Below are 8,987 nucleotides of genomic sequence, written 5' to 3' on the forward strand. Positions count from 1 at the left end.
TCCCTCGCTCCATAGCGCCATGCCGCTGTTACCCGCGGTTCGCGCACGCCTACCCGCGGTTCGCACACGCGCCGGATCACTACGGATCCGGCGCGTCTTTTGTCTTCCCTCGACAAGGCCCCGGGCGTACCTTGAGCGCCCAATCTGATGTGCCGTCAGTAACACAGGTAACTCCGCACCGCGGCACGCCAAGACCGGCATGAGGGGACAACGAGGTGTCGCACACGAAGAAGTCGGCCGCGCTCGCGCTTGCCGCCGCCCTGGCCGGCGGCTCAGCGGTGCTGATGGCCGCCCCCGCCGCGCAGGCCACCGTCCAGGACGTCAACTACCAGTGCAAGACGCCCATCGGGAACAAGAGCGCCGTCTCGCCGATCGACATCAAGAGCGTCAAGAGCGGCAGCGCGTACAAGCTCACCATGTCGTTCCAGAAGGGTGTGTCCTCCAGCCCCGTGGAGCTCGGCAAGGGCGCGATGAAGCCAAGTGCGGTGATCAAGGTGGGCGGGGCCGACAGCGGCACCGTGCCGGTCTCCGGCGCACCGAACTCCGAGGCGATCCCCGCCAACACCCCCATCAAGATCAGTGACCTGTCGGGGACGTACACGCCCAAGAAGACCGGCAAGGCGACCTTCACCGCGGGCGTGCTCACGATCAAGGCGCTCGGTACGACCACCACGTGCACGCCGTCCAACAACCCCAAGCCGTCCCTCGAACTGGACGTCAAGGGCTCCGGCGGCGGATCCGACGCGGGGTCCGGCGGTACGTCGGGCGGCTCGGACGCGACGGGCGGCTCCGGCGGTACGTCGGGCGGCTCGGACAGCGCCCCCTCCGGCGGGGAACTCCCGCAGACCGGGCCCGCCGACTCCGCCGTCGCGCTCGGCACCCTCGGCGGCACCGTGCTGCTCGCCGGTGCGGCGGGCACGCTCTGGCTGACCCGCAGGAACCAGGCGGCGCGCTCGCGGTAGGCCAGGCAGCACCCGCCGCCCGCGATCCCGCGATCCCGCGGTCACGCGAGGAGATTCAGGAGCCGCCGATGCCGCCGATGCCGCCGATGCCGCTGGAGCCGCCGACGCCCAAGCAGCCCATGCCGTCCTCAGCACGGGCTTCAACACGGGCCTCAGTAGGGGCCGTAGCACGGGCCGTAGCCCGGGGCGTGCTGTGCACCGCCGCCCTCGTGGTGGCGGCCGCGGCCCCCGCGCACGCGGACGGCGGCGGCTCCGCGCGGTGGTCCGTCGCGCCCTCCGCGGGTGGCGGCGCGCGGCCCGCGAAGGACGGGCGGCCCGCCTTCTACGCGGAGGGCGCCCCCGGCGCGGTGCTCCAGGACACCCTGGCCGTCACCAACCCCGGCCCGAAGCCCCGCACGGTCTCCCTGCGGGGCGCGGACGCGGAGAACACCGGCTCCGGCGCGGTCTCCGTCACTCCGGCCAAGGGCAGGCCGAAGGGGACCGGGGCGTGGATCACCTTCGCGAAACGGCAGGTGAAGGTCCCGCCGCGGACCCGCGCCGAGGTGCCGTTCACCGTGTCCGTGCCCACCGGCGCGCTGCCCGGCGACCACCCGGGCGCGATCGTCGCGAGCAGCGGCGGCCGCACGGTGGGCGTGCGCGTGCAGCTGCGGGTCGGCGGGCCGACGCTCTCGGCGCTCACCGTCGAGCGCGTCAAGGTCGACGCCGGTGCGGGACGCATCACGTACGACCTGGTCAACCGCGGCAACACCGTGCTGACGCCGAAGCTCGCGGTGCACGCGAAGGGTGTCTTCGGGACCCTCCTCGACCGCCCCGCACGCCCGCTGCCGGTCGAGCTGCTGCCCGGCCGCCGGGTCTCCCTGACCGAACCGTGGCGGGACGCACCCGCGCTCGACGCGGTCGACGTCGAGCTCACCGCCACGGCGGCGGGGGACGCCCGTGACAGCGCCACGGCCTCGGCCCGCCTTGTGCCGTGGGGCGCGGTGGCGGGCGGGGGCGCGCTGCTGCTCGCCGTGGTGGGCGGGGCGGTCGCTCTCCTGCGCGCACGCAGACGGAGACGGCGTTCGGAGGAGTCCGAACCGGCGGGTGAACAGGAGCAGGGCGCGTACGGCGCAAGGGAGTTGGCCCGAGCGGGGACGGGGGAGGAACGGTGAACGGGAAGAACAGGTCCGGCCCGGCGACGACGGCCGGTGTGGGGCGCGCGGGGCTCCCGGGGCGGGGTGCGGGGCCCGTTCGGGTGCGGGATGCCCTGCCCCTACGGGCCCTGCCCCTGCTGGCTGTCGTGGCCACGCTGTCCGTGCTCGGGTTCGCGCTCCTGCCGAACGCCTCCGCCTCCGCCTCCGCCGCTGCCGATGCCGCCGACGGCAAGCCCACCGTCAAGCTCTCGGCGTCCCAGGCGGGCAAGGGCGGTTCCGTCACCGTCAAGGGTGCGGGGTGGCGGCCCGAGGCCCTCCTGATGTTGCTCGTCTGCGGCCAGTCGGAGCCGGGCAAGGGCGTCGTCGGCGGCACCAACTCCTGCGCCAACTCCGACGGCCGGGCCGTCACCACCGGCAAGGACGGCGCCTTCAGCAGGAAGCTCCCCGTGGCCGAGCCGCCCGAGCCCTGCCCCTGCGTCGTCCACGTCGCCACGGTGACCGGCGAGAAACAGCAGGTCGACGCGGTACTGAAGGTCGCGGGCCACCCCGTGAAGGCGCTGCCCGAGCAGGCCGGCGGCGGTCGGCTCACCGTCCTCACGGACACCGGCCTCGAAGGCTCCAGCGGGGTTCTGACCTGGTTCGGCGCGCCGCCGCAGCGCAAGCTGGAATTCACCGTCGGCAACGTCGGCTCCGCGCCGGTCAAGGACCCGGTTTTCCAACTCGGCACCTCGCACGGCGTGTTCGCCCCGCAGTGGGAGGAGCAGCAGTGGCGCGGCACGATCGCGCCCGGCAAGAAGGCGCAGATCAGACTGCCGGTGGAGCTCCCGGCGGGCGCGCACGGCGACTACCTGGTCTCGCTGAGGTTCGGCGGGAAGGTCCTGGCCGAACAGCCGTGGGGCGTGGGCCGTCCCTGGGGCGTGACGGTCTTCTGGATCCTGCTCTGCGTCGTGGTGCCCGCGGCCGTCTTCCGCATCGGCATGGTGATCGTCGACCGGCTCCGCCCGAACCGGCGCCGCGTCTCGCGCGCCGGACGCCACCGGACCGGCCGCCTCGCCGAACTCGCCCGGCGCCTGCCGCGGTTGAGGCTCCCGCAGGGGGCGGTGGAGGCGGACCGGCGGGCGCGCGCCCCGCGCGCGTCCCATGCGGCGCCGACGACGCGTACGAAGCCCGTAGGGGGGCCCGGAGCGAGCGGCGGTCCCGGCGCCGGTGGCTCCGGTACGAGCGGTTCCGGCGCGGGGGAGCCGACGACCGCGCTGCCCTGGTTCACCCCCGACACCGACCCCGGCGCACCCGCAGGCCGGCTCTCCGCACCGTCCGACAACAGTCCGACGAAGGGAACCACGTGATCACGCATCGACGGAGAGCGGGCGCGGCCTCGGTCGCGCTCCTGCTGGGCGGAGCGGGCACCCTGCTGGCCGCAGGGCCCGCACAGGCCGCCGAAGTCGCCTACAAGACCGAATGCATCCCCCCGTCGGTCTCCGGACTGCCGCCCGTGCACGGCACGACCAAGGTGGAGATCACCGCGCCGGCCACGGCGAAGGTCGGCGACGAGGTCGACATCGTCTGGAAGACGACGCAGGCCGCGTCCAGCAACCCCGACGTCCTCGACCTGGACGCGGACACGGTGAAGCCGACCGGCACGGTCAAGCTGGCCGGGGGCCAGACGGGGGACCTCAAGGTGGAGGGCGAGCGCAAGAATCCGCCCATCAAGAAGAACAGCCCCATGATCCTGTCCGACATGAAGGGCAAGCTGAAACTGACCGCGGCCGGCGAGGTGACGCTCACGCCGGACGCGTACGACATCAACGTCAGCAAGCCGATCTCGACCGACACCAAGTGCAAGCCCGAGGAGCAGGTGAAGGCGGGCGCGACGATCAAGGTGACGGCGGGGGGCGGCAGTTCGGGCGGTACGGGCGGTACGGGGGGTACGTCGGGTGGCTCCTCCGGAGGCTCGACGGGTGGATCTGCCGGTGGCTCCTCCAGCGGCTCCTCCGGTGGCTCGTCCGGTGGTGGCGACGGGCAGACCGACTTCCCCGGCAAGGAGGTCCAGACGCCGTACAAGTGCAAGACGCCGATCGGCGACAAGGACGCGACCTCGCCGGTGCAGATCAACGCCAAGAAGGACGGCGGCAGTTACGGCCTGACCGTGCAGTTCAAGAAGTCCGTGATGGACAGCCCGGCCGACATCCCCGCGGACTCCGTGAAGCCGTCGATGGAGGTCAAGCTGGGCGGCGCGGACAAGGGCACGGTGCATGTCGAGGGACCGACCAACAAGGGGCCCATCAAGTCCGGTGATCCGATGACGATCCCCGACCTGACCGGGTCCTACAAGCCGGGCGCCGACGGCAGGTCGACGCTCTCGCCGGGCGTCCTCACGGTCAAGGCACTCGGCACGACCACGACGTGCACGCCCACCAAGAGCGACGTCTCCCTCGAACTGGACACGGCCGCGCAGCCCGGCGGTGCGTCGGGTTCCGGCGGCGGTTCGGGGTCGGGCGGCTCCACGGCGGGCGGCTCCACATCGGGCGGTTCCGCGTCCGGCGGTGGCCTCGCCGAGACCGGCGCGGAGCACGACGGCGCGCTGCGGGCCCTCGGGCTGGTCGCAGGCACGGTGATCCTCCTCGGGGGCGCGGTATTCACATTCCTCCCCAGGCGCAGAGGAGGCCTCCGCTAACGCCCCCGTAAGGGGCGCGGGGAACTGCGCGGGCAACCGAGGCCGGCCTGCACCCGCCGACGGGCCATCGGGGCAGTCGCGTCTGCGGGGTTCGGTCGGTTGGCCTCTGCGGGGTGTGTGTGGCTGGTCGCGCAGTTCCTCGCGCCCCTTGGGGGCGGGCGTGGTGCCCCGTGAGGGGCGCGGGGAACTGCGCGAGCGGCCCAGAACGGCCCGCACCCGGCGACGGGCCGGGGTTCAGCCCGTGGCCCCCGCCGCGGTCACCCGTGGTCCCGTAGCCACTGGAGGACGGACCGGGCCGTGCCCGGAGGCTTGAGGAGGGGGCCTCCGTGGGCGGAGCCAGGTTCCGTGTGGAGCGTGACGTCCGCGAGGCCCGCCCCCCGCTGCGCCCCCGCGAGCTCGACCGAGTGGGCCCGCGGCACGAAGTCCCCGGCCGAGTGGATGAGCAGCAGCGGCGCGTCGTCCGGTCCGGAGGCGTGGGACGTGACGGCCAGATCGTCCCACCGCTCCAGGCACCCGCGCCCCGAGCGGTCCGCGCGCCCCGGCACGCACCCCGCAAGCCGCACGGCGGCCCGCCGCAGCTCCCGCCGCTCGGCGGACGCACCCCGCTTCGCGCCGGCCTTCCAGGCGCGGTACGGCGACACCACGGGGGACAGCGCGACGACGCCCCGTACCCGCGCCCGCCCCGCCCCGTACGCCCCCGCCTGGAGGGCCAGGTGCCCGCCCGCCGACGACCCGAGCACGAGCGGCAGCGAGCCGCCCCGCCGTCGCACCCAGCCGAGCGCCGCCAGGACGTCGTCGCGCTGGGCGGGCCAGACCGCGTCCGACGTCAGCCGGTAGTCGGTGTCGTACACGGTGAAGCCGCGCGCCGCGAACCACCGGGCCCGGCGGCTCCAGTCGGTGTCCTTCGACCAGTAGCCGCCGTGCAGGATGACCAGCGAGGGGCCCTCGTCGCCGTACACGGTGATGTTCTGACGAGGGTGGCCCCCGTACCGGTACACCGTCCCGGAGGGCGGCTCGGGGGCCGCCCGGGCGGCGGCACTGGACGAGAGCAGCGCCCCGCAGAGGGCCAGGATGAGCAACGTACGGCGCATGGCCAGATGCTCCACGGCCGGACGCCCCCGTATCCGCAGAAACGCTCGGCACCACCGCCGCGAGTGGTCAAACGTTCCTCTGTTCGCATGATGCGAGTAGTGCGAGTAGTACGGGTATTGCGAGGAGTCCGGGCGGGGACGCGGAAAGGGCCGCCGTTCCAGAGGAGCGGCGGCCCTTCAGCGAGCTGGGAGGGGGAGGGTCAGTTGACCGAGCCCATCAGCGTCTTGACCTTCTTGCGGGACGTCCAGATTCCGAAGCCCGCGATGACCGCGAGGATCGCCTCGACGGCGACGGCGCCGGAATTGTTCAGGTCGACGCCGAGCTGCGGCGAGGTCAGCAGACCCGTCACGGAGTCGCCCGCGGTGACCGCGAGGAACCAGACACCCATCATCTGGGCGCTGTACTTCTCCGGAGCCATCTTCGTGGTGAGCGAGAGGCCGACCGGGGAGAGGCAGAGCTCGCCGACGGTCTGGATGAAGTAGATCGCGACCAGCCACATCGGGCTGACCCGGCCGCCGTTGTTGGCGGTGTCGATCAGCGGGATGAGGAAGACGGCGAAGGAGATGCCGATCAGCGTCAGGCTGGAGGCGAACTTGACGGCCGTGCTCGGCTCCTTGCCCCGCTTGTTCAGCCACAGCCACGCCGAGGCGACCACGGGGGCGAGGGCCATGATGAAGATCGGGTTCAGCGACTGGTACCAGGACGTCGGGAAGTCGAACCCGAGCAGGTTGTTCGTCGTCGAGCCCTTGCCGAAGATCGACAGCGTCGAGCCGTTCTGGTCGTAGATCATCCAGAAGACGGCGGCGACGATGAAGAACCAGATGTACCCCGACAGCTTCGACTGCTCGAGCTGCGACAGGTCCTTGTCGCGCTTCATGCGCGCCAGGACGACGATCGGGATGATCAGGCCGGCGATGATCAGCGGCATCAGCGCCCAGTCGGCGAAGTTGCCGGTGACGCCCATCAGCGTGTAGAGCGCGGCGGCGACGATCAGCCAGATCAGGCCGGTGCGCAGCGCGGAGCGGCGCTGCTCGGGCGTCGCGGGCTGGGAGACCACGCTGCTCTGCTCGCTCAGGTGACGCGAGCCGAGCATGAACTGGGCGAGACCCAGGGCCATGCCGACCGCGGCGAGCGCGAAGCCGAAGTGCCAGTTCACGTTCTCGCCGACCGTGCCGATGGATAGCGGGGCGAGGAAGGCGCCGAGGTTGATGCCGATGTAGAAGAGCGTGAAGCCACCGTCACGGCGCGGGTCCTCGGGACCCTTGTAGAGGTGGCCGACCATCACGGAGATGTTCGCCTTCAGCAGGCCGGAACCGAGCGCGACGAGCGCGAGGCCGACGAAGAAGGAGGCCGCGCTCGGCAGCGCGAGCGTGATGTGGCCGAGGATGACGACGGAGGCGCCGATGACGACCGTCTTGCGCGGTCCCCAGAAGCGGTCGGCCATCCAGCCGCCGGGCATGGCGAGCAGGTAGACCATCGACATGTAGACGGAGTAGATCGCCGTCGCCGTCGTGGCGCTCATGTTCATGCCGCCGGGGGCGATCAGGTACAGCGGGAGCAGTGCCTTCATGCCGTAGAAGCTGTAGCGCTCCCACATTTCGGTCATGAAGAGTGTGGCCAGTCCGCGGGGGTGGCCGAAGAAGGTCTTCTCGGTGCCAGGGGTACTGGCGGAGTCCTTCGTCAGGCTGGACGCCATGGTCGATCCTCGTGGGTTCGGGACGCGCTGGCAGGAGCGTGTGCGCGCCCGGTGGGGGGCGGTCGGCACCGTCGTCGCGGCGTCCAACCCCACGCCCAGGGGAGATTCGCCCCCGTGAGAAGGGGGCGAGGGACGGCGACTCCGGGATCCACACCCTGGCGCATCCTCGCGCTCAGGGCCCGACCACAGGTCATTCCTTTCAAGGCTGGCCGGAGCCGGCCCGCACATAAAAGAGACCTAAGGCGCGCACAGCGGGCCAAAGGTCCTTGAGTAGTGCATCAGGCGTTGGGTCACCATACGACACCGCAGGGAGGCATATGGAAGGACTTGAGACATGGATCACAGGTGTCGCTGCAACCAACAGCACACATTCAAAGGTGTTTCACAGAATCGCGTCCCACAGGCGCAGGCGCGGCTCTTCACTGTGCGATCACCTCCCGACCGTTGTCCAGTGCGGACTACCATCACTCCATGACCCGTGTACTGCTCGCCGAGGACGACGCGTCCATCTCGGAGCCACTGGCCCGCGCCCTGCGCAGGGAGGGTTACGAGGTCGAAGTGCGTGAGGACGGCCCGACCGCTCTCGACGCCGGGCTGCAGGGTGGTGTCGATCTTGTCGTGCTCGATCTGGGGCTGCCCGGCATGGACGGCCTGGAGGTGGCCCGCCGACTGCGGGCCGACGGGCTCACGGTGCCGATCCTCATCCTGACCGCGCGCGCCGACGAGGTGGACACCGTCGTCGGTCTGGACGCGGGCGCCGACGACTACGTGACCAAACCCTTCCGCCTCGCCGAGCTGCTCGCCCGGGTGCGGGCGCTGCTCCGGCGCGGCTCCACCGAGCCGAAGGAGGCGCCCGCCACGCACGGCGTGCGGATCGACGTGGAGTCGCACCGGGCCTGGATGGGCGACGAGGAGCTCCAGCTCACCGCGAAGGAGTTCGACCTGCTCCGGGTCCTGGTCCGGGACGCGGGGCGGGTGGTCACGCGTGACCAGCTGATGCGGGAGGTCTGGGACACGACGTGGTGGTCGTCGACCAAGACCCTCGACATGCACATTTCCTGGCTGCGCAAGAAGCTGGGCGATGATGCGGCGAATCCTCGTTACATCGCGACGGTGCGGGGCGTAGGTTTCCGCTTCGAGAAAAGCTGACGGCTGGGCCGCCGGGGGTACGGGGGGTCTCTGCGGGCCGTGGCTGGCTGGGCGCGCAGTTCCCCGCGCCCCTGGCTGGGCCCGTGCCGGGCCCCTTTAGGGGCGCGAGGAACTGCGCGAGCAACCCAGGTGCATCCCGCACTCGCCGTCCAAGGCGCCGCAGGCAGACGCGTCTGCGTATGCGGGTACCGGGGGCCTCTGCGGGCCGGGGGTGGCTGGTCGCGCAGTTCCCCGCGCCCCTGGCTGGGCCCGTGCCGGGCCCCTTTAGGGGCGCGGGGAAC

Annotated in this window: 7 protein-coding genes; 5 read left to right on the forward strand and 2 right to left on the reverse strand. The window is 71.8% G+C overall.

Annotated elements, in window-relative coordinates; genetic code table 11:
* The first annotated feature begins 215 nt into the window (after positions 1 to 215).
* From ACFVYL_RS37025 to ACFVYL_RS37040, 4 genes are all read left to right on the forward strand, one after another.
* Positions 216 to 962: an LPXTG cell wall anchor domain-containing protein gene (locus ACFVYL_RS37025; protein WP_389724445.1), complete on the forward strand. Its 747-nt coding sequence runs from the start codon at positions 216 to 218 to the stop codon at positions 960 to 962.
* Between the two features lie 188 nt (positions 963 to 1,150).
* Entirely contained in the window at positions 1,151 to 2,113 is a 963-nt protein-coding gene (locus ACFVYL_RS37030) for a hypothetical protein (protein WP_389724448.1), read from the forward strand.
* Between the two features lie 83 nt (positions 2,114 to 2,196).
* Positions 2,197 to 3,441: a hypothetical protein gene (locus tag ACFVYL_RS37035; protein ID WP_389724457.1), complete on the forward strand. Its 1,245-nt coding sequence runs from the start codon at positions 2,197 to 2,199 to the stop codon at positions 3,439 to 3,441.
* Positions 3,441 to 4,769 (forward strand): hypothetical protein, encoded by a 1,329-nt coding sequence (locus tag ACFVYL_RS37040; protein WP_389724460.1) that lies wholly within the window; start codon positions 3,441 to 3,443, stop codon positions 4,767 to 4,769. The genes ACFVYL_RS37035 and ACFVYL_RS37040 overlap by 1 nt, the downstream gene beginning before the upstream one ends.
* Before the next feature lie 257 nt (positions 4,770 to 5,026).
* On the opposite strand, the gene ACFVYL_RS37045 is transcribed toward ACFVYL_RS37040, so the two are convergent.
* Positions 5,027 to 5,860: an alpha/beta hydrolase gene (locus ACFVYL_RS37045; RefSeq protein WP_389724451.1), complete on the reverse strand. Its 834-nt coding sequence runs from the start codon at positions 5,858 to 5,860 to the stop codon at positions 5,027 to 5,029.
* Between the two features lie 200 nt (positions 5,861 to 6,060).
* The gene (locus ACFVYL_RS37050) at positions 6,061 to 7,557 is read right to left on the reverse strand and encodes a peptide MFS transporter (protein WP_389724454.1); all 1,497 of its coding nucleotides are present in this window, start codon (positions 7,555 to 7,557) and stop codon (positions 6,061 to 6,063) included.
* A 471-nt stretch (positions 7,558 to 8,028) separates the two neighbouring features.
* Here ACFVYL_RS37050 and ACFVYL_RS37055 point away from each other — a divergent pair, with 471 nt between their 5' ends.
* Positions 8,029 to 8,706, forward strand: a complete 678-nt coding sequence (locus tag ACFVYL_RS37055) for a response regulator transcription factor (protein WP_384263922.1) — start codon at positions 8,029 to 8,031, stop codon at positions 8,704 to 8,706.
* Positions 8,707 to 8,987: the final 281 nt, after the last annotated feature.

The sequence above is a fragment of the Streptomyces sp. NPDC058308 genome, assembly GCF_042880275.1.
GTDB lineage: Bacteria > Actinomycetota > Actinomycetes > Streptomycetales > Streptomycetaceae > Streptomyces.